Raw genomic sequence first — 24653 nt, forward strand, 5'->3', positions numbered from 1 at the left:
ACGTACACTGTTCATCGATCGACCAACCAATGCTAAAACCAACTTTGGTTAAGGCAGCCCATAAGGGCGGTCCTGGCCCTGTGTATCATTACCCAAAGATTAGACGGATTGATGTTGAGTTCATTACAAATATCTTCGGTACTGATTCCTTGAATGGTTTTCATGGTGAACACCTGAGCCTGTTTTTTGGGTAGTTTTTCTATACACGACTGTATAGCCAATCCGAGTTCTTCGTTTTCGATATCGCTGTGTTCGAAATTGCTGAAGGGGTCGGCCACCTGTTCTTCGAGCCAATCGCCCTCGGCATCGGTCTGCGAACCGTAATTGATCCTTACCTCGGCCTTTCCCTTTTTTGAGTTCGATTTTCGATAGTAATCAATGACCTTTCTTTTTAAAATAGCGATCAGCCAAGTACGTTCGGCCGCATCGCCCTTATAGTTCTTGGCAGATTTTAAACCGGCCAAAAAAGTTTCCTGCACCAGGTCTTTGGCGATTTCAGCATCGTTGATTCGGGCTATCGCATAGTTGAAAAGGTAGTCTGCATATGCGTCTACCCAAGTTGTCGGATCTAATTTGTTCTCAGCCATTCCTTTATGGTCGTTTTCAAAATTACGTGAATTTGGCGTAACGGCGGGCAAATTTTGTTCTTTCGTTTTCTGATACTCAATTCTGGCCATATTTCTTAAATTTGGGTAAACCTTGGCTCCCATGAAAAATTTACTGGTCTTTTTGTTACTGTCGGCTTTTGTATCGGCTTGTTCCCAAAGTAAGTCAAAATATATCACAGAACTTTCACGTGAAGACGTGGAAACCGGTGTCTTGTTGGATGTAAGAACTCCCCGGGAGTACAACTCGGGCCATATCGACGAGGCGATCAATATCGACTGGTTGGGCAAGGGTTTTATAGAAAAGGCCCAAGCGCTCGATAAGGACAAGCCGGTCTTTGTCTACTGCAAAAAAGGGGGCAGGAGCGCCGAGGCGGCCCGGGTACTCGATTCCTTGGGATTTAAGAAGGTCGTTGACCTTAAGGGGGGCTACGATGCCTATAAGGCCGAGGCCAAATAGTTATAACAGCCTTTGGCCCACTTCTATCCAAGAATCGACCCGCTCAAAACCAGAGACGTTTATGTTGTGCGGGGAAGTGAACAAGAGCGATCGGCCCTTGAAACCCTCAAGGTTATAACTTCGGTCATCGATCAATATATCGCCGTTCAAAATGTGCTTGTGCCCGCACAAAATTCGTTGTTGCCAGGGGATGAACGGAAAATGCTCGTCCAGCCACTCCGATTTTTCTTCCAGGGAGTTCGGAAACTGCATGGCCGCCGATGCGATGTGAACCTCGTACTTTTTGTTGAGTTCCCTTAAGACCTCTTGGCTGTCGGCCATGGGTTTTAGGTTTCTGAAGAATCCCCTGTTTCGGGCATGGTTCCGTACACTTGCCTGTCGGTCTTCGGGTACGGTATGCCATACTTCGCGGCCCATACACGCTTCGACGGTAAGGCATTCCTTGAATTCTTTGTTGTATATCTCTATATGGGCCCCGTAGGTGTCGGCCATTACTTCGTCCATATCGACAAATAGAATCATTTGCTCGCTTTTTTGGCGAAGTTCGTAAATATGATCTTAAAGGGGGAAGTTCGGTGGCAATCTTTAATTTATCTTAACATTTTGACGGGCCAATGGCCATGCGGTGACGAAAGTAGATAAATGATCCTTTCCGTTTCGATACGCGAAGACCTTATTTGATTTATGGGGAAGGTGAGGTCCGTTTTACAATTGACCGTTTTCTTTTAGTTCATGAAGAATGCTCTTTAATTGGCCTTCTTGAATTGGTTTGATTATGTAATCGGATATTTCACTTATTTTCTTGGCTCTTTCGATATCGGCTGGGTCGACGGAAGAGGAGACCATATAAATAACGATCCTTTTTCCTACCTTGGGTTTGATCTTGATGTACTCTTCCATAAACTGGAACCCGTCCATGATGGGCATATCGATATCGAGAAAGATTACGTCGGGCAGCTCCTTTTCTTTGTTGAGGTTGTCCAGCATAAAATCGAGGGCTTCGGCGCCATCGTTAAAAAACATTATGCGTTCAACGCCCTTCAACGATTCCAAGGCCATTTTCATTGTAAATTGATAGATGTCGTCGTCATCTACGATACAGACATTGATGTTGTTCATTTGAATTTTTAGTTTAGTTTGATAATAAATGTAGACCCGACATCTACTTGGCTTTCGACCGAAATCGATCCGCCCATGGCCTCGACCTGTGCCTTTGTCAGAAACAATCCGATTCCCTTGGCGTCGGGGTGCCGATGAAATACCTTGTTCAGGCCAAAAATCTTATGGCCGTGCCTGTTCAAATCGATTCCTAGCCCATTGTCTTTAAAGCTCAGTGTTACACGGCCATTTTCGTTGTACGACGCGACTTCTATTTTTGGCGCGCGGTTTTCTGAACTGTACTTGATGGCATTACCTATCAAGTTAAGAAAAATACTCTCAATATAGATTTTATTATAGGAGATTTTCGGAATCTCCTTAAAGTCGCTTGTTATATGGGCTTTGGTGTTGAGTATTTCGGCCGCCAAAATTTCCTTTGTCTTTTTTAGCGTGTCGTCAAGTGAAATGGTTTCGGTACTTTTTGCCGTACTGTTCTTTACCTTGAGCGACTCGATCAGGGTGTTGAGGGTAAGGGTAAGGTGGGCGATGACCGTTTCGAACTTTTCAAACAGTGCCTCCTTTTTTACGGTGCTGTTTTCTTCCCTATATAAATGCAATAGCGAGTTCAGGTTGCTAACCGGTGCCCGTAGGTTGTGCGAGGTTATATGGTTGAACTCGGCAAGTTGCTGGTTTTGGAGGGTGAGCCTGTCGGTTGATTCCTTAAGGTTTCTATTGGCTTCCAAAATCTTGTCCTCATTGGTTTTCTGCTCGGTGATGTCTCGTATGGCAGCGGTGACGAGCAGGCCTTCGGCCGTTTCTACGGGTCCGACACTTATTTGTACCGGTATTTTGTTCCCTTCCTTGTTGATGATGTACAGGCTGTTGGTAGAGGGTACAATGGGACCTTGAAACGGATTGTTCCTAAATCTCTCCTTGTCCAGTAAAAACAGGTCTTGTAAATCTTCGGGTACGAGGTCAAAATAGTTGGTCCCCACCAACTCTTCCGAACTATATCCATATAGGTTTTCGGTCTGCTTGTTTACCAATTTTATTATGCCGTCGGTGTCCATAACGACGAAGGCATCGGGGGCCGATTCCAATAGTCCCCTAAACTTGATCTCGGCCATACGTTGTTCGGTAACATCTTGGGAGGTTCCCATAATTTCGGTTACCCGGCCGTCCTTACCGATAATGACTTCCCCTATGACCTCTATGGTTCTTATGCTACCGTCTTTTTTTATGATTCGGTGAAAAAAGCGTTCGAACTTTTTGGTTTGTAAAATTTCCCGCATGTATTTCCGCAACGGTTCCCGGTCTTCGGGATGTACACTGGCCAAGTATTTCTCCGAGTCGATTTCGGTCCCCATTTCAATATCGGAGATACGGTAGAGGTTGTCGGACCAAACGATCTTTCCGTCTGTAAGATTCCACTGCCAATAGCCTATCATGGCTATTTTTTCGGCCATATTGAGCAAATGGTTCTTTCTGATAAGTTCTTGCTCGGTGCGTTTTGTTCGGGTTATGTCTTGGCAGGTACCGATTATTTCGACGATCTTGCCGGCCTTATTGGCAATTACCTTGCCCGTCAGCTCAATGACCTTTTCAGTACCGTCGGCCAGTACGATGCGATGTGTGAAACTTTTGAATGCCTTGTTCTTGAAGGAAGCTTCGAAGTTTTGGTTGACCATGTCCCCATCTTTGGGGTGGACATAGGAAAAATAGGTGGCAAAGGATAGCTGTGATTTTTCATGGCGGCCGAATATGCGATACAGGTTTTCGGACCAAATGACGACGTCGTTAACGGTGTCCCATTGCCAATACCCGACGTTGGTCAACTCATTGGAAAGGTTCAGCAGTTCGTTCTTTCTCAAAAGCTCGATCTGGGTGGCCTTGCTTTCGGTAATATCTTGGCAGGTACCGATAATTTCAATTACTTCCCCAGCCTCGTTGCAAAATACCTTGCCCATTAATTGAATGGTCTTTACTGTTCCGTCCTTAAGAATGATCCTATGTTCGAATATCGGAAATTCATGGTCTTCAAAGGCCTTTTTGATTTGTGCTACCACATAATCCACATCTTTGGGATGAACGTATTCCATGTAGGTCTCATAGGTAAGATTTCCTGTCTTTTCCCTTCCAAACATGTCATAAAGGTTGTCCGACCATGTTTCTTGGTTGTTTACGGTATCCCATTGCCAATAGCCGACCTTGGTCATCTCCGTGGTAAAGGTCAAAAGCTGGTTTTTTAGCTGAAGGTCTTTTTGGGAATCTATCCTGTCGGTAATGTCCTGTATCGTACCGAAAATCTCTATCGCCTGGTTATTTGTTGAAGATATGACGCTTCCCATCATTTCGACCGTTCGTACCGACCCGTCCCTATGCAAGGCCCTGTGCTTGAACTTTCTGAATTTCTTTGTCCTTTTGAACTCTTCGGTGATGTCCGAAACCATCTGCCGGTCGTCGGGATGCAGGTGGGTCAGGTATTTTTCGAAATTTATGCTTGTCCCTATGTCAAAGTCATAGATCCGATAGACGTTGTCCGACCATTCAAAATCAGTGGTTATAACATTATAGCGCCAATGCCCGATGGCCGACAGTTGCTCGGCAAAATCCCATTGGTGTTTTTTTTGTAGCAATGAGGCCTCCGTCTTTTTTGGTCCGGTTATATCGATTACGACGCCATAAATGGTGTGGCAGCCGTCGTCGATGAACTCCGGTTGCGCCGTTATCCATATATGGCGATGTTGGCCCTTGGCGGTCGATATGGGGATGTCGAATTCGAATGGGCTACCTTTTTCAATGGCTTCGGCATGGGCCCTGAACATGATGTTTCGGTCGCCCTCCTCCTTACAAAAAACCAACATGGACTCAAAATCGGGGATGTAATTATCGGGAACTTCATAGATTTCGCGTAGCATGTTGTTCCAGTAAACGGCCCCTGTTGCGATATTGAGCTCGAAAACACCAATTCGCCCTATTTCATTGGCCTTTTCAAGCAAACCTGGCGGAACGTTGCTGTTGCCGGGCTCATTTCTTGATTTGGCAAAGGATTTTATTCGTTCGTACATGCTGTGGTTTTATGGGATGAGCAGGGAGCGGGGCATTTACCTTTGTGGGAAATCGCCTATAAATATATTAAATAATTGATTATTAATAGGGGTAAATCGACATAGTGCCTAATTTTATTGCAAGTGTAGGCCGAAGAAAAAAGGATGTTCTTCCACAATGGGTGTGGCCGCACGACGGCGCGAACGAATTCGAGTGCGGAAAGCGCCCATAAAAAAAGGCGCTCGGTGCACCCTTTTGTTTGACATATGTTGTCGACCCCAACCGTATATCGGTCGGGTATCGGTAAGCTTGGTGGTAGTGGATATACTCCTATTCGGACGGCTCCAAGAGACCTGCTCTTTGCAAAAGGGCATCGACCTTTGGTTCGGCTCCCCTAAAACGCTTGTACAGTACCATGGGGTTCTCGGTTCCACCTTTAGAAAGTACGTTTTCCTTGAACTTGGTGGCTACCTCACGGTTAAAAATACCCTTTTCCTTAAAATAGGCAAAGGCATCGGCGTCCAAGACCTCGGCCCACTTATAGCTGTAATAGCCCGAGGAATACCCACCTTGGAAAATGTGGGAAAAGGCCGTGCTCATACAGGTTTCCTTTGTTTCGGGGTAGAGGTCCGTATTTTCGAAGGCCTTTGATTCGTGTGCCTTTACATCGGTTATGCCCGTGGGGTCGATCCCGTGCCACGCCATGTCGAGAAGCCCGAAACTCAACTGTCTAAGGGTTTGCATGCCTTCTTGGAAAGTGGCCGACTCCTTGATTTTTTTGACGAGTTCCATGGGAATCAGCTCCCCGGTCTCATAATGATGGGCGAACAGTTCCAAAGCCTCTTTTTCATAGCACCAGTTTTCCATTACCTGGCTGGGCAGCTCTACAAAATCCCAATACACCGAGGTGCCCGATAGGCTGGGGTAGGTGGTATTGGCCAGCATACCATGTAGGCCGTGGCCGAATTCATGGAACAGGGTGGTGACCTCATTGAAGGTCAATAGGGAGGGTTTGCTGGGCGTGGAAGGTGTAAAGTTGCAAACATTGGATATGTGCGGACGCACATTCTCCCCATTTCGTATGTACTGCGGTTTGTACGAGGTCATCCAAGCGCCGCCCCGTTTCCCTTTTCGGGGATGGAAATCGGCATAGAATACGGCGATGAAATTCTTATCTTGGTCATATACCCTGTAGGTCTTGACTTCCTCGTGGTATTTTGCGATGTCGAACACCTCTTCGAACTGAAGGCCGAACAGTTTTTCGGCCACTTTGAATACCCCGGCTATGACGTTCTCGAGCTTAAAGTAGGGTTTGAGCTTTTCGTCGTCGAGGTCGAAAAGTTTTTGCTTTAGTTTTTCCGAATAATAACTGCCGTCCCATTTTTGTAACTGTTCGATGCCGTCCACTTCCTTGGCAAAATCTGCGAGTTGCTTGAATTCCCTTTCGGCGGCCGGTTTGGCCTTTTCCAATAGTTCGTTAAGAAAATCGTGTACTTTTTCGGGAGTCTCGGCCATACGTTCCTCGAGAACAAAATGGGCGTGGGTCTTGTAACCCAGTAAGTTGGCCCTTTCGTGGCGCAACTTGGCAATTTGGAGTACAATATCGCTATTGTCAAGTTCGTCGCCATGAAAACCCTTGCTGCCGAAGGCCAGGGCGAGTTCTTTGCGTAGCTCGCGATTGTCGGCATATTTCATAAAGGGTATGTAGCTCGGATAGTCGAGGGTTATCAGCCATCCTTCCTTGCCCTTCGACTTGGCGAGTTGCGCAGCGGCCTCTTTTTCGCCCTCGGGCATACCGGCCAGGTCGTCTTCGTTGGTAAGGTGCAATTCGTATTTGTTCGTCTCGGCCAATACGTTTTCACCGAACTTCAATTTCAGTTGGGCCAGTTCTGAATCTATTTGTCTGAGCCTTTTTTTCTTGTCTTCGGGAAGGTTGGCCCCGTTTCTGCTAAAGTGCTTGTACTTCTTTTCGAGAAGGGTTTGCTGTTCGGGGTTAAGGTCTAACGATTCCCTTTGCCCGTAAACGGTCTTTATTCTGTTGAACAATCGTTCGTTCAGGGTGATGTCGTTGCTGAATTCAGACAGCAAGGGCGACACCTCTTGGGCAATCTTTTGAATTTCTTCGTTCGTCTCTGCCGAGTTCAAGTTGAAGAAAATACTGGAAATCCGGTCGAGTTGCTGTCCTGAAAACTCCAAGGCCTCTATGGTGTTTTCGAAGGTGGGGGCCTCGCTATTTTCGGTAATGGCGTCGATTTCGGCCCGGGCGTCTTCCATGGCCTTTAAAAAAGCAGGTTTAAAATGCTCGTTCTTTATTTTGTCGAAAGGAGCCGTATCAAAAGCTGCTAATAGTGGATTGTTCATCTATGGTATTTTTTTAGTTCTTTCCGTCGTTGGTCGAAAGGAGGAGGCCGTCAAGAAAATGTGGGTCCTTTTTACGATTTTAAGCTTTTTGCGCCTTCCACGACCTTGGCCTTAAGGCCTTCTTTGTAAGAAATAATTCTTTCGAGCACGGTTTTATCGCCGCTGCCGATTATCTGGGCGGCCAGGATACCTGCATTTTTGGCCCCATTGAGTGCCACCGTGGCCACCGGAACCCCGCCGGGCATTTGCAGAATCGATAGGATCGAGTCCCATCCATCGATCGAATTGCTGCTCTTTACCGGTACCCCGATAACGGGCAGGGGAGACATAGCGGCGACCATGCCGGGCAAATGGGCCGCGCCACCGGCACCGGCAATTATCACCGAATAGCCGTTTTTATGGGCGTTTTTACTAAAATCGAACAATTTCTCGGGGGTGCGGTGTGCCGAAACGATATCGACCTCCACCTCTATTTCAAATTCCTTTAGCATGTCTATGGCTTCCTGCATTACTGGCAGGTCGCTGGTGCTTCCCATTACTACGGCTACTTTACCCATCTTGTTTACTTATGACTTTTATTGTTTCCTTTACTTGTTGTGCAATTTCGCGGGCCTTGGCCAAGTCTTGGTTGACGATGGTGACATGGCCCATTTTTCGGAACGGTCTGGTCTGTTTTTTTCCATATATATGGGGGGTGACCCCATCGAGGGCCAATATTTCCTCCATATGTTCATAGAGCACTTCACCGGTATGGTTTTCGGCACCTACCAAATTTACCATGATTCCGGCTACCTTGCTCTGCGTGTTCCCCAGGGGAAGGTTCAAGATCGCCCTGATATGCTGTTCGAATTGGTTGGTGTAACTGGCCTCGATACTATAATGTCCGCTGTTATGCGGTCTTGGCGCCACTTCGTTGACCAATATTTCGTCGTCCTGTGTTTGAAAGAGCTCAACGGCCAAGAGGCCTATATGTCCGATTTTTTCCGATACCTTGAGGGCGATTTCCTGGGCTTTTCGGGCCACCTTGTCGTCGATACGGGCCGGACAGATGACATATTCCACTTGGTTGGCCTCGGGGTGAAACTCCATTTCGACCACGGGGTAGGTCCTTACCTCCCCATTGGGATTCCGGCAAACGATGACCGCAAGTTCGTTCTTGAAATCGATCATTTTTTCGGCGATGCATTCCCCCGTAGGCAAGGCCTCGAGGTCTTCCAGTTTGCGAACCACCTTGACACCTTGGCCATCGTAGCCAAATTGGGCGGCCTTCCATATAAAGGGAAACTCGAGTGCACCGTTAGCTATGCTATCGTTTATCTCGCTCTTATAGGCGAACCGGCTAAAAGGGGCCGTTGGTATACCGTTGTCCACATAGAACAATTTTTGCTTGGCCTTGTTCTGTATGGTTCTAAGGGCCCTTGTGGGCGGGTAAACGGTCTTGCCGTTTTCTTCGAGTTGTTCGAGGGCGTCGAGATTTACGTTTTCGATCTCGATGGTCAGAACATCGACGTCTTGGCCAAAGTCGATTACGGTGTCGTAATCCATCAAACTGCCCAAAACAAATTGATCGCAGGCGATCTTACAGGGTGCTTCGTCCGAAGCGTCGAGTACTTTGGTGCGGATGTCGAATTTTCGGGTTTCGTACAGTAGCATCTTCCCCAATTGGCCGCCCCCCAAAATGCCCAGGGTAAAGTCGGAAGAAAAATAGTTCTTTTCGTATTTTGCTGACATGTGGTTGCTTCTTGGCACAAAAATACGTCGAATTCCCAAAACCGGGGCCGGGGTGTTAAAAAAGAGAAATCAAAATGTTATATTTGGCAACTCTCAAAAGTCTTGGCATTGATAAAACTGCACGATAAACACTTTAAACCTTTTTTGAACGAGGCCCAGATCGAGGCTGCTGTCAAGTCCGTTGCCGCCAAGGTAGCCGCCGATTATAAGGACGAAGTGCCCGTTTTTGTGGGCGTGCTCAACGGTGCCTTTATGTTTGTGTCGGATTTTTTGAAGCATTATCCCTACGATTGCGAAGTTTCTTTCGTGAAACTGAGTTCGTACCAAGGTCTTACTTCCACGGGCATTGTCGAGACCCTCTTGGATGTTTCCAAGGATATCGAGGGCAAAAGTGTGGTAATCTTGGAAGATATCATCGATACGGGCCGGACCCTTAAGGAATTGGTACACCTATTTTCAAACACCAATGTCAAGGAGTTCAAGATAGCCAGCCTCTTCTTTAAGTCCGATGTATACAATGGGGAATATGCCATTGACTACTGGGGAATTGAAATACCCGATAAGTTCATTGTGGGTTATGGCCTCGATTATAAGGAGTTGGGCCGCAACCTCAAAGAAGTTTATCAACTAAACCAAAAACATATGATCAATCTCGTATTATTCGGGAAACCGGGTGCAGGTAAAGGCACCCAGGCAGAATTTTTAAAGGACAAGTACAACCTCAAACACATATCGACCGGAGACCTTTTTCGGTACAATATGAAAAACGATACCGATTTGGGCAAATTGGCCAAGTCTTTTATTGACAAGGGCGAATTGGTTCCCGATGAGGTGACCATTAAAATGCTGGAGGACGCCGTGGAGAAGAATCCCGATGCCAGTGGGTTTATTTTTGACGGATTTCCAAGAACTACGGCCCAGGCCGAGGCCTTGGATGCGTTTTTGGCCGGTAAGAACATGAAGGTCGATGCCACCATCGCCCTTGAGGCGAACGATGAGGTCTTGATCCAAAGGCTGTTGGAACGCGGAAAGGTCAGCGGCAGAAGCGATGATCAAGACGAAGGCAAGATCCGTAACCGGTTCAATGAGTACAATACCAAAACAGCACCCCTAAAAGATTATTACGAAGCACAGGGGAAATTCCATAGCGTAAATGGAATCGGGGCCATAGATGAAGTGGCGCACCGCCTTGGCAAGGTTATTGAAGAGTTATAGAAAACCTGAAGCATGAAGAATTTCGATTGGGCCAAGACAATTGTTTTGGCCGTTGCCATCGTTCTTGCGGGCTATTTTATCGGAAATATGCACCGCATCGGTAAACAATACGACCGCTATGTTCAAGTAAAGGGGCTGTCGCAGCGCGAGGTCAATGCCGATTTGGCGGTATGGCCCATGACGATTTCCTTGACCGGGAACGATCTGGTAACCCTGCGCCGCGATATCGAGGAGCAGAACGAGAAAGTAACGCGATTTTTTAAGGAGCAAGGGTTTTCCGACGAGGAGCTTACCCGTGGTACCATTAACGTTACCGATGCCCGTGCCAACATCTACAACAATAGCGCACAACAAAGTCCGTACAGGTATTTGGCCAATTCGGAGTTTACCGTTCGCACCTCCGATATCCCACGTTTGCAAAGGGCCTTGGCCGAATCGGCGGAACTCATTTCCGACGGCGTGCTCCTGGGCTCGAAAAATACCTGGAGGCCAATTGAATATATCTTTACGGGGTTGAACGACCTTAAACCCGAAATGATCGAGGAAGCCACCAAAAACGCCCGTGAGGTGGCCGAAAAGTTTGCCCGCGATTCCGAGGCACGGGTCGGAAAGATAAGGGTGGCAAGACAGGGTCTTTTTTCGATCAGTGACCGCGATCAGAATACACCACAGATAAAAATGGTAAGGGTCGTTTCGACCATCGATTTTCAATTGGAAGACTGACCCTTCCCCCGATTTTTCCGTTCTTCAACGGGGCCATGCGGTACGATTGTCGATCCTGAATGGCCATCATTCGCAAAGGGTCGAGCGAATTGCGTACTTTTGCAATTCGTAATATGCTAATTTTTAAACCGTACCATGACCGAAGGGAATTTTGTAGACTATGTGAAAATACACGCCGAATCCGGTAATGGGGGCAAGGGGTCCGCGCATTTACATCGCGAAAAGTACATCACCAAAGGCGGTCCCGATGGAGGCGATGGTGGTCGTGGCGGCCATGTTATCGTCCGCGGGAACGAAAATTTATGGACCCTGGTCGGGTTTAAGTTTAAAAAGCATTTTAAGGCCGGACACGGGGCCCATGGGAGCAAACAACGAAGTACCGGTGCCGACGGTGCCGACGTCTATATGGATGTTCCCTTGGGGACGGTGGTAAAAAACGCCGAGACCAACGAAGTGATTTTTGAGATTACCGAGCATGGCGAGGAGAGGATCCTGGTCGAAGGAGGCATGGGCGGCCGCGGAAATTGGCACTTCAAGAGCAGTACGAACCAAACCCCAAGGTATGCACAGCCCGGGGTCGAGGGCAAGGAAATCGATGTGATTCTCGAACTCAAGGTCTTGGCCGACGTTGGCCTGGTAGGCTTCCCGAATGCCGGAAAATCGACCTTGCTTTCGGTTATTACCTCGGCCAAGCCCAAAATCGCCGATTACGAATTCACCACCTTAAAACCCAACCTGGGCATTGTACAGCACCGCGATTACCAGAGTTTCGTCATGGCCGATATACCCGGAATTATCGAGGGGGCTGCAGAGGGAAAGGGCCTGGGTCATTATTTTCTTCGCCATATCGAACGCAATGCCACGCTTTTGTTCCTCATTCCTGCCGATAGCAAGGACATCGGAAATGAATATCGCATACTGCTTGACGAGCTTCGCAGGTACAATCCGGAATTGTTGGACAAGGAGCGCTTGGTGGCCATTTCGAAAAGCGATATGTTGGACGATGAATTGAAGGATGAAATTCGGGCCGAACTCGACAAGGAACTTGATAATGTACCCTATCTCTTTATTTCATCGGTAGCGCAGCAGAACATCACCGAATTGAAAGATAGGTTATGGGCCATGTTGAACAATGAAAAGGTTATAGAATAGAAAAGACTTAAAGGAAAGGGTATGCGCAAGGTGGTTTTGGCGGCAATGGTACTGGTAACGGCTTCCTGTAAAACGGTGAAGGTGTACTACGACTACGATAAGCAGGCCGACTTTTCGAACTATACGACCTATAACTATTACCCCGATATGGTAACGGGACTTAGCCAACTCGATGAAAACAGGTTGTTCGAGGCCATTGATGCCGAATTGCAGATCAAAGGGGTGCGATTTTCCGAAGATCCCGACTTTTATATCAATATAAAAGCCCGTTTTTTTGAACCTGTACGCAACAGTTCGGTAGGACTGGGTGTCGGGGGGACCGGAAGGAATATCGGGGGAGGGGTCTCCATAGGCATTCCCGTGGGGCAGGCTTCCCAACATCGTGAAATTAGGTTTGATTTTATCGATAGCAAAAAAGACGAACTGTTTTGGAAGGCCGTTAGCGAGAGCACCTTTAATGGAAATATGACTCCTGGGAAAAGGGAAGCCCGTCTTCGTGAAATTGTGGCCAAGGTACTGGCGAAATATCCTCCCAAATAAGCTTAAAGGTAGGTTTAATCCCAACTTTTTTTGTAGCAAGTAAACCTAAGTTGTAAGAATACTTCCGGTGCAGGTGTTTTTTTCTTTTTGCAAGCCCTTAAATTCTATATTTTTAGGTAAGCTTCAAAGCTTGGTCTGCCCGGTTGCCATTGGGTAGCTCAACAAAGGCTGCCTCAGTGGAGAGGTAAGCGTTTTTTTGATTGGTTTCAGGTGTTGTGGCCCATAGCACGGTATAAAAAGAACTTGAGAAATGCCCAGGCTTGCCCTTTACTATATCGAAAACCATAAGATCGAGATCGTCAAAACCTTGTTAGGCAGGGAAAAAGTACTGTTGAACGGAACCAAAGTTTCCGAGAAAAAGTCAAAGCCGGGGGTAGAACACATCTTTTCGGTAAACAAGAACCATTTCCGCATTTCCCGTCGCAATCCCTCACAGGCCGATAAAATGAATGCCTATGAAATTTTTAAGGACGGTGTGCCCCTCGCACTGATCAATGTGGAGCAGGGCAAGGCCCTGCACTTTTTGATTTTTATCCTTATTGTAGGCGTTGGCTGTGGTTATCTTTTCGGTGTCTTTCTCTATCAGCTGTTTTTTTCTCCCTTTGGCTAGGCCTCTGGCTTTTCCTTTGGTCGGTTACCTCCTTAAATCCCATTCGAAAAACTGCACGACACCAACCTGTCTTCCGTTAACCCAGCGCAATTTACCGCTTGTGATATAAGGTTATCGGTGCCGTTGGGTGGGGTCAATACCCGCTGCCCACTGCCCCCTGTTAATTGTTCATTGCTAATTGCTAATTGTTCACTGTTCACTGTTCACTGCCAACTGCCCACTGCCCACTGCGAACTGCCAACTGTTAATTGTTCATTGCTAATTGTCCACTGACAACTGCCAACTGCCAACTGCCCACTGTTCATTGTTTATTGTTCATTGTTCACTGCCAACCGCCAACTGCCCACTGCCCACTGCTAACTGCCAACTGTTAATTGTTCATTGCTAATTGTTCACTGCTAATTGTCCACTGCCAACTGCCCACTGCTAACTGCCCACTGTTCATTGTTTATTGTTCACTGCCCACTGCCCACTGTTAATTGTTCATTGCTAATTGTTCACTGTTCACTGCCAACTGCCAACTGTTAATTGTTCATTGCTAATTGTTCACTGCTAATTGTCCACTGCGAACTGCCCACTGCCCCCTGTCACCCCTCCACCTTTACCCGAAGGCCTTCGGAATGACTTGAAAACTCGGGCGCATACATGCTTTGGATGGTAGTGATGCCATTGCTGAATTCACCGGCGTTGTTTACCCTTAAATCGTACTCGAAAACATATACCCCTTTGGGCAAATAATCGAAAAAGAAGTTGGTGCTGGCATCTTTGGTACTTTCGTAATAGCCCAGTCCGTCTTGCCATTTGTACCTAGAGATTACATTTACCGGTTCAAAACCTGCGGCACGCATGTCTTTCATATGGACGAATTCCATATCGCGGTCGGAGCGGAGTTCGATCCGCACCCGTACCAGGTCACCTACTTTTAAACCGGTGGTTTCGGTAAGCTCCGAAATTTTTTCGCCCGTATCGGTATTCTTTTTAAGAAAGAGCTTCTTTTTGAGCTGTAAAGGCGTCTTGGCCGTCGTTATTTTGTCCAGGTCCTCGAAATACTGCCAATACAGGGCTCCCCAGGCAATGCCCTTCCCTTTTTTGCGCAGGGTGGCCTCTGCCATGGTTTGTTGTATTTCGGACCTATTCCAGGAAGTTTTGAAATAGCCTGTCCCGGCTTCGGTTTTTGTGTTTTCCATGGTTGAGGGGTCGATGTTCTTCCCTCCGACCGTAACGTCGACGGCTTCGGTGACCGAAAGCCAATCGCTGCCTTGTAAAAGAAGGGCATAGACCGCCTCCGACGTAGATTTGGTGGTGGGCCATTGATTGGTCTGCTTATGTTTTAGAAGCCATATCTTCAGGTTGTCGATGGTTTCCGTGTCGTCTTCGATTTCCCCGAAAGCCTCGATCAAAAGGGCCTGGGTTTCGATGGGGGCTTGGTACCAATACCAAGAGGCGGTGTTTTCTTTCCAGTACATGCCCAGTTCGTCGGAAACGATGCTGTTTTCCTTTAGACCCCTTAAAATTTTTCTGGAAGTAACGGCGTCGCCCTCCCTGCTCAAGGTCAGGGCCAGCATGCCCTTGGCATAAAGTCCTTTCTTGGGCCAATATTTCTTGGCCTGCCCCAAGTAATACCGCTTGGCCTCATCGACCTCTTCGGAGGCCTCAAAGTCTTTAAAGAAGCTGCGCATATACAGATAGTGCATCTGCGTCGGGGTCAAATGGTCGTGGTCGAGGTTATCGGCATAGCGCTTCATGGTTTCATACTCCTCGATGAATTCGGCATCCAAATAGGCTATGGCCTTTTGGGTAATCGCAGCGATACGGGTATTGTTTTGGTCGGAGGCGGATCCCACCCTGAGTTTTTTTAGGTGCCCCAAACCGGCTACGATGTGTTGGGTGATGTAGCGGTTGTCGGGCCCTCCGTTGAACCAGGGCCAGGCCCCGGAAGGTTTTTGGTTGTTGGTTAACTGGTTCAGCGCCCGGGTTTCTTCGTCCTTCATTTTGTTGAAGTCGAACAAAAGGGCAATGCGCTTTTTTTGTTCCGCTTCCGATTGGGCATCGCGGAGCCAAGGCGTTTCTTGGATCAGCAGCGATTTGAGTTCTTCGTTCTTTTCCAAATTGCCGATGAGGGCATCGGAACCGGCCCATTGGTCAAATACCCGCTTGATCTTTTCATTGGAATGGGCTATGTGGCTTGCCAAGGCATTTGCATAGTACCGGGCAAAGGTCTGTTCGTTGCAATCGTAGGGGTACTCCATAAGGTAGGGCAGGGCCTGTACGGCATACCACGCGGGGTTGGAAGTGATTTCCAGGGTCAGCTTATGGTTTTTAAGGGTAGTCGAGGTATTGTCTTTCAGTTTTTCCAGAACAAAGGTCTTGGTCTGGCCGCTACGGACCCACATGGGCAGGCTTTCGGTAACCAACATGCGGTTGGTCAAAACGGGAAGTGCGTTTTGTTCCCCATCGCTAAAATCGCCGGCCTTGGCCATCACGGTATACTCCACCGCCTGTAGGTTTTCGGGAATTTTCAAACGCCATGAAACTTGGGTGTTTCCCTGTGCATCGACCGAAAACGGATATTCGGTCCCGGCACCCAAGAGTCGATCGGAGACATCCTTGCCTGAAACAAGGTCCACAAGAACCAATTTCGCCTGTCCCGACAAGGGCTTGTCCGTGAGGTTGGCAATTTTGCTGCTAATGGTTATTTCATCGCCCTCACGAAGAAAGCGCGGTGCATTGGGCATGACCATCAACTCTTTTTGGGTAAGGGTGTAAAGCGTTCGTTTTGCATTTTGTACGGTCTTGGTATGGGCCAATAACTTCAATTTCCATTTGGTGAGCGCTTCGGGGGTGGTAAAGCTGAACGACACGTTTCCTTCTTTATCGGTGCGCAATTCGGGAAAGAAAAACGCGGTTTCCTGAAGGTTTTTACGGATTTGGATGTCGGTGTCGTCTACTTTCGTGTCATTTGTCGTCGGGGCGGTCAACGTACCGGTAAGGATGGCATCGGCCACGGTTTCTTCTTCCAAGGCTTCGCCTTCGGCCATGGCGTCGGCCATCATCGGGGCGGCACTTTTCATTACTTTATTGAGGCCACGTCCATAGATATAACCTTTCCCGAAATAAAATCCGAACCAGTTAAAGGAGTCGTATAATTGGGGTTTAGGGTGATAGGGGTGATTCTTGAGATAGGTTCTGAACGAATGGGTTCCGTAGCAGATATGCGAATTGGCGTAAATGGAGGTATAGTAGTTGCCTCTGGCAAGGGGATTGAAATTCCAGTAATGCGGCCGGAAGGTATCCAAAGAGGCGTCGTACATACTGGCCAAAAGTTCTGCGGATACCCTTTCGCCCTGTGGTCCCTTTATTTTAAACGACCAGGTTTCCCCGGTTCCGGGATGCAACTTGTCCCTGAACGTGTTGGTCTCAATCTCGAGGTCCGTTTCGGGATAGGGTACCGAAACAGGTAGGGTCCCCGATTCGAAAGAATTATAGGCCGAAAACGTATAGTTGACGGCAAACCCGCCTAGATCATCCTCGGTTACCGGTAGGGTAATCGTCTTTGAATTCCGGTTGAGGTGGATTTTATGGGTGCCGACAATTTTTTGTTGTTTGTCGATAAATACCGTTACCGTAAGGTCTTCTGAATTCGAAGACAAGGTAAGTCTTACCTTGTCGCCGGCACGGTAGTCGTCTTTGTCCGTTTTGATGCTGAACAAGCCGTTGTCGGCCAGCTGCTTGTCGTTTTCGCTGATAAGTGTGGTTATGGCCTTTTCGGTTACCGGCTGTCCGGATTTGTCCTGGGTCTCGAGTTCTATAAGGTATTTTCCCGATGTCAGGTTTTTCAGGTTTTTGATGTTGAATTCCTTCGATTTTTCGGTATCGAAGTCCGTTTGCCAGACCAATTTGCCCTTGTTCCAGTTCGCCGGTTGGTCTTCTTTTTCATAGGCCTCGTTCGGAAAGAGGTTTTTGTACGCTTCCTTGTTCCAGTTTTTATAGTCGGGAGCGGGCCACACCCTGGGGCGCAATACCTGTTCCGGGGCTTGTAGTTTGTACATTTTCAAGCTTCCTTTAGAAGCCGTTTCCTGGCCGTTGAGGTTGGTGGTCGAAATCTGTATTTTGTCTTGGTTCCTGTCCTTGTCCCAGAGATCGGGCACGGTAATGTGGGCTACGAGCGAATGGTAGCCCACCGATACAAAGGTGGAGGTGCTATGGGTCTCCCCGTTGATATCGGTAACGTCGGCCGTAATCTCGTAGGTAAAGGTGGGCAGGTTTTCTTTCGATACACTGTTGTCCGGCAGGGCCTTGAAGCTAATGTCGTATTCGCCCGAAGCGTTCGTGCGTGTCTCCCCATGGGCTATTTCTTGGGAAGATGGGGTGTAGTAGGGAGGCATGTGCCAGTAGTACCAACGCGGAAAATAAACGGCACGTTTCACCCTGTAGCTTACTTTCGCGTCGCTAATGTGGCTTCCGGCGTAGGCCGTGGCGGTGCCGGTCACGGTGACGCTATCGTTTACCTTGTAGGTCTCGCTTACCGGTTTGAAGGAAGTCTCGAATTTGGGACGTTTGTATTCTTCCACGGAGAAGTAGTGCGAATAGGTGGTTTTGCCCGAAAAGGCGCTGGTTTTTATATGAAATTCTCCCGTTAGCCCAGAGTTGGGAAGTATAAACTCGCCGTTGAACGATCCAAATTCATTGGACAAAAATTCAAGTTCGGAGATCTTTTGGCCGTTGACGTCGTGCAGGCTTGCCCGTACGGCTCCGTTTGCCACGACCCGTGATCGGTCTTCGGAAGACGCCGTAAGGATGCCCTTAAAGTAGACCGGTTGGCCGGGGCGGTATATACTTCGATCGGTAAACAGGAAAATTTGGTTGTGCACATCATCGGCCGTGTTTTCTTCCTGCTTTTTGTTGATCGCATAGTCGCCGTAAAAGGCGCGCTCCCCGTTAAAATCGATCTCGACCTTTACGTAATTCCAATGCTCATGGGTAAGGGGAATGGTAACCAATCCCATTTTGTCGGTCCGTTCCGTTCGGGTCAGGTAGGGTTTGTTGTAGTTTTTGAGGTAGGTAAAGGTCATCTTGGCGCCCGAAAGGGGTTCGCCCGTCATGCGGTCGATTACCTGATAGCGCTTTTCCGAATGGGCGTTGATCTCGACCAAGGCCATATTGGTTACCTGGATCTGGCCGAAGGCAAAGCTTTCGTCACCCTCTTTTTCTGGGGTCGCCAAAATAATATACTGTCCGTTTTCCAAAGGGGGGAGCAATACCTCGATACCATGTACTTGGTAATCGTTTTCGTTTTTTAATCGGGCGGACCAACTTTTTACGGACTTCAATTGCTCGATAAAGGCCAACTGTTTTTTTTGCGGATATAGCTCGTTGAGCTCCTTGATCTGGGCATTGTTCACCACATGGGCCGAAAGTTTCAGCGAATTCAGGTTCTTGTAGTGGACCAATAATTTCGACGGCCGGTCGACGGGTATGTTTCTTTCCGTGACGATGGACAGGCTAGGGGCCAAGATCTGTGATTTGAGGGCCTTGCACTTTTCGGCCCCCATACTATTCGGAAATCGGGCGATGACCTCATCGCATAGGGCAAGGGCTTCTTTATGCTTCCAACGTGCTGCCGTGTTGGTCTCGGGATCGAAAGCCTGCCCTTGTCGATGGTACATTTCGGCAAGGGAGTAATTGTAAAGTGCCGAAACCTCATGGTGCCTTAGGCGTTCGGCCGAATTTCTTAGGGTTTCCTCGTAATACATTTCCTTGTTGGGGAAAGTGGCGTTCTGGTATACGAAATCCATACGCTCGATATCGGCCATGACCAAAGGCTCCAATTTCGGATGGTCAAAATGAAAGCGGATCAATTCTTGGTAAACACCGAGCGCCTTGGCCTGTAGGGAAGTTTTGTCGTTTGTGCCCAGGTCGAGGTCAATAAATTGATAGGCCTCGCACAAGGTTTCCGGGTCTTTGATCTCGTATTTGTCCGCCGGCCGGGTAATGGCGGTTTCATTGGTTTTGTAGAACTGAAGGGCCGTGTGGGCCAGCAGGTCGTAAAGGGTGGGGCGAAAGGTCTCAGAGTCTTCCTGTCGATTCAGTATTTCCTCAAATCCTTTTAAATCGGTCTTTTGGAGCCCTTGTTTGTTCGCTAGGGATGCCTTGAAGTGAAGGTCTATCCCATAGAACAGCGTATTCAGGTCCCACGTGCGAAAATCGGTACTATCCACTTTGGTTTCGGTGGTAGAGCGCTGGTAAAACCGATATCTGTTTTGTTGGAAATACTGCCAATACATGTTGGCCAAATAGCTTTCCAGGATGTTTTTCGTGGGGAAATCGGCCCTGGCGATTTCGGCCTTAAAACGTTCTATGATGCTCAATTGGGCATCTTCCTCCAGGGTCATGGCGTATTTTGAAACGAACAACAGGGCCTTTACCGCCTGTTGTGCATTTTTTTCCTTTGTGGCCTTTTTCGAAATGCCCTCTACTAGTTCCAAGGCTGATTTTGTCAGGTCTTCGCGCTCCAATTCCTGCACTTTTTTCCAAAGCGATTGATAGGGGTCTCCGTTGTCTTGGGCTTGTAGCATGGGTGAAAAAAGGATTAGGGCAAATATGAGGGACAATCTTTTCATAGTATAAAATTACAGAACGAAACTGTGCAAAATCGATGCCAATAAAAACTGTAAATGAGTGAACGGTATCACCCGGTGAGGGAATTGGGGGCTTTGGTACGGATAAAATATGTGGCCTATAGGCTTTTTAAAAGTCCCCCGTCGATGGGTATTTGGGTACCGGTGATATAGGCGGCTTGGTCCGAGGCCAAAAAAGTGGCCAGATACCCGTATTCTTTGGGGTCCCCTATTCGCCTTAGCGGTACTTTGGCCTCCATGTCGGCCCGTACCCGGTCTTCCGAAATGCCCAATTGCTCCGCCTTTTTGGCGTTCAGTTGGGCAATGCGCTCGGTGTCGAAATACCCCGTTAGAATGCTGTTTACCGTTATTCCGTAGGGTCCCACGTCATTGGCCAACGATTTGGCCCATGTAACTACGGCGGCCCTAATGGTGTTTGAAAGGGCGAGGTACGACAAGGGCTCCTTGACCGAAACCGAGGCTACGTTGATGATACGGCCCCACCGCTTCCTTTGCATATGCCCTAGGGCCAGTTCGGTAGTATAGGAAACGGTCTTGAAAAGCAGGTCGAAGGCTTCTTGGTAATCTTGGGTGTGTTTCTCCAAGGCACTTCCGGCCGCAGGGCCTTGGGTATTGTTGACGAGGATATCGACCCCGTGATCTTCAAAATAGCGGTATATGGTTTGGCGATAGCCGTGAAAATCGGAAAAATCGACTACCAGATAACGATGCTCCTGTCCTTGGTCATGGGGCAGTTCTTCCACGATTTTTTTGAGTTTGTCCTCGCTGCGCGACATTAGGGTAACACTGGCCCCACTTTCGGCCAATTGCTGTGCGATGGCCTTGCCTATGCCTCCTGAGCTTCCTCCGACCAGTGCGTTTTTACCTTTTAAAGAGATGTTCATATTGTAAGGTTTTCGGGGTTTTCAATTCTGTCTTTCTATCGGTACGCTTCCCGTACGGGACTAAATACGTCCATGAGTTTGCAAGGAGTGAGCGCCTTGCCGCTATGGGGGCTATGGGGCGGTATGACAACAATGTCATTGGCCTTGTAGGTTTTTGTGTCGCCGTCGAGCGTAAATTCAAAGCGACCTTCCTGAACGTGCATTATTTGTTCGTTCATATGGGAATGCTCGGGTACTTCGGCGCCTTCCTCCACTGTCCAAAAGACAATGGACATATTCTGGGAATGCACCAATTTACCGTGGTAGCCCGGCATAATTTCCTTCGAAGGCAGATCGGATAGATTCATAACATACATATTCTCTAACGAAGATAAAAAGAATAGCGACAGAAATGAAAAAGCCCCAAACCCTATTTTGGGTTCGGGACCAGGTTTAGGCTGGGTAGTTTCGTTTATGTACTGGGGTTTTGGGGCTGTCGGCCGGCTTATTCCCATTTTACGACCACCAGTTCGCACCTTCGGTTCCATTCATGGTCTTCTTCGGTACAGCTCTCTTCGGTCTCGCATTTGACAATGGGCCGCGATTCGCCGTACCCCTTGGCGATTACACGGTTCTTGGCGATTCCGTTCTTGACCAGGTAATCCTTGGCGGCATCGGCCCTTTTCTGCGAAAGTTCCCGGTTGTATGCGCTGTTGCCCCTGATATCGGTGTGCGTGCCGATCTCGAGTACCATGTTCGGGTACTTTTTCATGATTTCCACCACCTTGTTCAAACGCATTCGGGCTTCCCTTCGCAAATACCACAGGCTGTAATCGAAATGTATTTCACCGATCTCGAGAAGCGTACGGTCGTCTTTTTTGACAATGGCCTCTTCCGTGGCAATGGCCTTTTCTATTTCTTTTGCGCGTTTCGATTTTTCCTTTTGCCGGGTCTCGGCCTGTTTTTTCCTGTTTTCTTCCTCCCTTAAAAGGCGTTCCCTTAGGGCCAGCTCTTCTTGCTCCTTCCTTAGTTTTGCCGCGGCCAAGGCCTTTTTCTCCGCCGCTTCGCGTTCTTTTTGAAGGGCAAGGGCCTTGCGTTCCCCAATGACCTGCAAAGATTCAAGGGATAGGGAGCCGTCCTTGCTATCCTTGCGCACATCGTCGGTGGGCACCATCTTGGAGTTGCTTTCATAGCCCTGTTTTTGGGCGGTTATCCGGTAAGAGGCATTACAGTCGACCACAAAGGTAAACGAACCATCGGGGGCCGATAAAAGGCTTTCCCTTACGGTTCCGCCCGACTTGACAATTTCAATATTGGCCCTGGCCAAGGGCTCTTTTGTGGTCCGGTCGGTAATTACGCCCGAAATCAACTGCCAGCAGTCTTCAATGATTAGGGGCCGGGTTTCCCTGAATGAATAAATATCGTCGCTGCCCTTGCCCTCGGGGCGATTGGATGCAAAAAATCCGTGGACTTCATCGTCGGAAAGCCAAAAGGCGAAGTCGTCGTAGCCGCTGTTGAGCGGCAGGCCCAAATTATCCGGTTTCGAAAAGCTGCCCTCGTCGTTCTTCGATAGGAATATATCCAACAGGCCAAAGCCCGGATGGCCGTTGGACGAAAAGTAAAGGTTGCCCTTTTGGTCTACAAACGGAAATTGTTCCTTTTGGGCGGTGTTGATCGTACCGCCCAAATTTACCGGGCTTCCGTAAGTACCGTCCTTTTGAACGGCCACATAGTAAATGTCGAAGCCACCGTGTCCTCCGTCGCGGTCCGATGAAAAATAGAGCCGGGTTTCGTCGGGATTCAAAGCAGGATGTTCGGTTGAGAAACCATCTCCGTTAAAGGGCAGTTCGGTAATGTTCGTCCACGTTCCGTCGATCTGATCGGCCCTGTAGATTTTTAGATGACTGATCTTCTCGTCTTCGGTCCTCTTTTTGCTGTTCCTGGTAAAATATAGGGTCTTTCTGTCCTTGGTAATGGCAAAGGTGCCTTCGTGGAGCCTTGAATTGATCTTTTGGGAGAACGGCGTACTGAGGGTGTCGCCCGATTGTAGTCGGTCCTTTGGGTGCGAATAGAGGTCGAGGTAGTTCTGATTGTTCCAACGGTACAGTTTTGGGAGTACCCCCGGCTTTTTTCGCGTTGCGCTATACACCACGACCGAATCGACGATGGCGGCCCCGAATTCGGAACTGGCCGTATTGATCGACAGGTTTTTAATGGCAAAGCGTTCGCCAATGGCCCTTACGTTTTTGAGGTAGGTGCCGTTTCTTTTTGTTTGTCGGACCTTCTCCTCCAGGTTTTGGCCCTGGTAGTGGTCGATCAATACCCGATCGGCCTTTTCGTATTGCCCGATGGCCTTTAACGATTGGTTGAGTTTGAAGTAATGGTTTTCGTCCATGCTTTCCGCATAATGGGAAGCAAGGTATTCGTACCATTTCGCGGCCGCCCTCATATCGAAGGTGTGGTAGTAGCAGTCGGCCAGGTTTTTAACTAGTTGGGCACTTTTGTTCTTGGGGAGGAGGGCTTCATAAAGGGGGATGGCATCCCTGTAATAGGCCCGCTCAAAATAGGTGTCGGCCCGCTTGGTATCGGTTTGGGCATTGACGGGGACCAAAACGACCAGAATGATGAGTATAAAGAGTAGCTTTTTCATCTTAATAAAATCTGGGGGATTTGTCGTAGCCCTTGCCAAGGCCAAGAAGGTCGAGGTCGAACAGTACGAATATTTCATGCGAACCGGCACTGTAGTCGCTGAGGTTCGATAGGGTATAGTCGTAGGCATATCCAATGCGCAGCGCCGGTAGCACCGCAATGTTGAACATGGCGCTGACCGAGTCTTCCAAACGATAGGACAGGCCGCCCTCGAACCGGTCGTAAAATAGGGCGTTGAACGATAGGTCTACGGTCAAGGGAGCACCCTCCACCATTTTGGCAAGTAACGACGGTTTTAATTTAATCTGCCGGTCGAGGTCGTAAACATATCCCGCGGTAAGGAAGAAATGTATTTTTTCAGAACCTATCCGGGTGATTCCGTTCCTGTTCTCCAGGTGTTTCGATGTAAGTAGGTTGGGCGCCGAAATGCCGGCATAAAAATCGCTTCGGTGGTAAAAGGCCCCGACACCGAAATTGGGAAAGGTGTTGTTTACGTTCTCGTTAAAGGCTTCGTCGTCTTGAAATTCGGGCAACATAAAGCCGTTGAAATTGGTTTCGAAGGAGGTAAAACCTCCTTTGAGCCCCAATGAGAGATTGCTCTTTGCATCCAGCTTCAATACATAGGCGAAGTCGGCATAGACGTTGTTTTCCTTCAGTGCCCCGTCGCCGATCTTGTCGCTTACCAGCGAAAGCCCCATTTCGATGTTTTTGCCCATCGGTGCATGGGCGTAAAATGTCATGGTCTCCGGGGCTCCCACGGCGTTTTTCCATTGGGAGCGGTAGAGGGCGCCAAAATTGAGACGGCCCAGGTCGTTCGTCGTATAGGCCGGGTTGACGATGCTCATATTGTACATGTACTGGGTGTACTGTGGGTCTTGTTGTGCTATCAGCCCAAAGTGAACGAACAACAGGAGCCATATGAAGGTGTAGGGATGTTTCACGTTTTTTTGTTATAGCCGA

18 protein-coding genes are annotated in these 24653 nt (G+C 48.4%); 6 read left to right on the forward strand and 12 right to left on the reverse strand.

Translation table 11 applies throughout. The features are described from left to right. Positions 1-32: 32 nt before the first annotated feature. Positions 33-587 carry a sigma-70 family RNA polymerase sigma factor gene (locus tag BUB37_RS16685; RefSeq protein WP_072995070.1) on the reverse strand — a complete coding sequence of 185 codons (555 nt, stop codon included), beginning with the start codon at positions 585-587 and terminating at the stop codon, positions 33-35. 121 nt (positions 588-708) lie between these two features. On the opposite strand from BUB37_RS16685, the gene BUB37_RS16690 reads away from it, so the two are divergent. Continuing rightward, a complete protein-coding gene (locus BUB37_RS16690; RefSeq protein ID WP_072994970.1) occupies positions 709-1065 on the forward strand; it encodes a rhodanese-like domain-containing protein in 357 nt (118 codons plus the stop codon). Here BUB37_RS16690 and BUB37_RS16695 read toward each other — a convergent pair whose 3' ends face one another. From BUB37_RS16695 to BUB37_RS16720, 6 genes are all read right to left on the reverse strand, one after another. Further along, positions 1066-1587, reverse strand: coding sequence for a 5' nucleotidase, NT5C type (locus BUB37_RS16695; RefSeq protein ID WP_072994971.1), 522 nt, complete (start codon positions 1585-1587; stop codon positions 1066-1068). A 183-nt stretch (positions 1588-1770) separates the two neighbouring features. Continuing rightward, on the reverse strand, positions 1771-2184 hold the full coding sequence (locus BUB37_RS16700; RefSeq protein WP_072994972.1) for a response regulator: 414 nt from the start codon (positions 2182-2184) through the stop codon (positions 1771-1773). A gap of 8 nt (positions 2185-2192) precedes the next feature. Then, positions 2193-5231, reverse strand: coding sequence for a PAS domain-containing protein (locus tag BUB37_RS16705; protein WP_072994973.1), 3039 nt, complete (start codon positions 5229-5231; stop codon positions 2193-2195). 310 nt (positions 5232-5541) lie between these two features. After that, positions 5542-7572: a M3 family metallopeptidase gene (locus BUB37_RS16710; protein ID WP_072994974.1), complete on the reverse strand. Its 2031-nt coding sequence runs from the start codon at positions 7570-7572 to the stop codon at positions 5542-5544. Positions 7573-7643: 71 nt separating this feature from the next. Continuing rightward, positions 7644-8129, reverse strand: coding sequence for a 5-(carboxyamino)imidazole ribonucleotide mutase (gene purE, locus BUB37_RS16715; RefSeq protein WP_072994975.1), 486 nt, complete (start codon positions 8127-8129; stop codon positions 7644-7646). Continuing rightward, complete coding sequence (locus BUB37_RS16720) at positions 8122-9303, reverse strand: 5-(carboxyamino)imidazole ribonucleotide synthase (protein WP_072994976.1); 1182 nt, start codon at positions 9301-9303, stop codon at positions 8122-8124. Before BUB37_RS16720 ends, purE begins: the two co-directional genes overlap by 8 nt. A 108-nt stretch (positions 9304-9411) precedes the next feature. On the opposite strand from BUB37_RS16720, the gene BUB37_RS16725 reads away from it, so the two are divergent. The 5 genes from BUB37_RS16725 (at position 9412) to BUB37_RS16745 (ending at position 13543) form a co-directional block, all read left to right on the forward strand. Beyond that, a complete protein-coding gene (locus BUB37_RS16725) occupies positions 9412-10518 on the forward strand; it encodes an adenylate kinase (RefSeq protein WP_072995071.1) in 1107 nt (368 codons plus the stop codon). Positions 10519-10530: 12 nt separating this feature from the next. Next, positions 10531-11241: an SIMPL domain-containing protein gene (locus tag BUB37_RS16730; RefSeq protein WP_072994977.1), complete on the forward strand. Its 711-nt coding sequence runs from the start codon at positions 10531-10533 to the stop codon at positions 11239-11241. A 135-nt stretch (positions 11242-11376) separates the two neighbouring features. Then, complete coding sequence (gene obgE, locus BUB37_RS16735; protein ID WP_072994978.1) at positions 11377-12393, forward strand: GTPase ObgE; 1017 nt, start codon at positions 11377-11379, stop codon at positions 12391-12393. A 21-nt stretch (positions 12394-12414) separates the two neighbouring features. Next, on the forward strand, positions 12415-12933 hold the full coding sequence (locus tag BUB37_RS16740) for a DUF4136 domain-containing protein (RefSeq protein WP_072994979.1): 519 nt from the start codon (positions 12415-12417) through the stop codon (positions 12931-12933). Positions 12934-13183: 250 nt separating this feature from the next. Further along, positions 13184-13543: a hypothetical protein gene (locus tag BUB37_RS16745; RefSeq protein ID WP_072994980.1), complete on the forward strand. Its 360-nt coding sequence runs from the start codon at positions 13184-13186 to the stop codon at positions 13541-13543. 587 nt (positions 13544-14130) lie between these two features. On the opposite strand, the gene BUB37_RS16750 is transcribed toward BUB37_RS16745, so the two are convergent. The 5 genes from BUB37_RS16750 to BUB37_RS16770 all read right to left on the reverse strand — a co-directional run bounded on the left by BUB37_RS16750 (position 14131) and on the right by BUB37_RS16770 (position 24634). Further along, positions 14131-20163 (reverse strand): alpha-2-macroglobulin family protein, encoded by a 6033-nt coding sequence (locus BUB37_RS16750; protein WP_072994981.1) that lies wholly within the window; start codon positions 20161-20163, stop codon positions 14131-14133. A 116-nt stretch (positions 20164-20279) separates the two neighbouring features. Continuing rightward, on the reverse strand, positions 20280-21065 hold the full coding sequence (locus tag BUB37_RS16755; protein WP_072994982.1) for an SDR family oxidoreductase: 786 nt from the start codon (positions 21063-21065) through the stop codon (positions 20280-20282). Between the two features lie 35 nt (positions 21066-21100). After that, on the reverse strand, positions 21101-21412 hold the full coding sequence (locus BUB37_RS16760; RefSeq protein WP_094766779.1) for a cupin domain-containing protein: 312 nt from the start codon (positions 21410-21412) through the stop codon (positions 21101-21103). 137 nt (positions 21413-21549) lie between these two features. After that, a complete protein-coding gene (locus BUB37_RS16765) occupies positions 21550-23694 on the reverse strand; it encodes an OmpA family protein (RefSeq protein ID WP_072994984.1) in 2145 nt (714 codons plus the stop codon). Between the two features lies 1 nt (position 23695). After that, complete coding sequence (locus BUB37_RS16770) at positions 23696-24634, reverse strand: PorP/SprF family type IX secretion system membrane protein (RefSeq protein WP_072994985.1); 939 nt, start codon at positions 24632-24634, stop codon at positions 23696-23698. Positions 24635-24653: the final 19 nt, after the last annotated feature.

It is taken from the genome of Pseudozobellia thermophila (assembly GCF_900141855.1).
Classification (GTDB): domain Bacteria; phylum Bacteroidota; class Bacteroidia; order Flavobacteriales; family Flavobacteriaceae; genus Pseudozobellia; species Pseudozobellia thermophila.